We start from the raw sequence: 924 nt of genomic DNA, 5'->3' as shown, positions 1-924 counted from the left end.
AAGGAGAACAAGGCGTCCAACCCCAGGGACCCGCACGAGGGGGCCTACACCGCGGCGCGGCTGGCCCGCGACGAGGGGGTGCCCATCTCGACGATCTCGTTCGGCACCAAGACCGGCGAGATCGAGATGGACGGGCAGCGGGTCGCGGTGCCGGTCTCGACGGACCAGATGAAGATGATCGCCAAGCTCTCCGGCGGGCAGTCCTACACCGCCGGCACCGTCGACGAGCTGTCCAAGAGCTACAACGCCATCGAGAAGGACATCGGCTACCGCACCGTGCCGGGTCCCGGCAGTGCCGGGTGGTTGCGCCTGGGCGTGCTCACCGCCCTGATCGCGACGGCGCTGGCGCTGCTGATCAACCGGCGACTGCCGGTCTGATCGCTCAGGAGGGCAGCCGGCGGTTCAGGAACAGGCCGGCCAGGACGGCGCCGGCCATCGCGACGGCCCCCAGCAGCATCCAGGCCAGGCTGGCGTCGCCCTTGACGGTTTCGTAGCCGATCTGGCGCTGCAGAGTCGCGTAGACGTCCTTCAGCGACTCCAGGCTGTCGGCGTGGAACGACTGGCCGTCGGTGATCTCGCAGATCTTCTTCAGCGTCTGATCGTCGACGGGAACCGGGATGGTGGCGCCCTCGTACTCGACGGTGCCGTACGGCGTGCCGAACGAAATCGTCGAGATGGGCACCCCCTCGTCGCGGGCCAGCCGCGCCGCGGTGTAGGCCCCGTCGTGCGGGTCGCTGGGGTTGGACGGCTTGTTCTCCTTGCCGTCGGACAGCAGCACGATGCGGGCCGGCGGCGGCGTGTCGCCACCGGTGATGGCGGTGGCGCTGACCGCGTGCAGGGCGGTGAAGATGGCCTGCCCGGTCGCCGTGCTGTCGGCGAAGTCGAGCTTCTTGAGCGCGTCGATCGTCGCCTGGTGCTGCGGCG

At 69.6% G+C, this 924-nt stretch carries 2 pseudogenes; one reads left to right on the top strand and one right to left on the bottom strand.

Going from position 1 to position 924, the window contains the following annotated elements:
* Positions 1–378 (top strand): annotated as a pseudogene (locus tag A5702_RS00720) (hypothetical protein); the annotation flags it as partial.
* A 4-nt stretch (positions 379–382) separates the two neighbouring features.
* Here A5702_RS00720 and A5702_RS00715 read toward each other — a convergent pair.
* Positions 383–924, bottom strand: a pseudogene (locus A5702_RS00715) (VWA domain-containing protein); the annotation flags it as partial.

The sequence above is a fragment of the Mycobacterium sp. E3339 genome (genome assembly GCF_001666915.1).
Classification (GTDB): domain Bacteria; phylum Actinomycetota; class Actinomycetes; order Mycobacteriales; family Mycobacteriaceae; genus Mycobacterium.
This window is presented reverse-complemented; position numbering and strand designations above follow the sequence as displayed.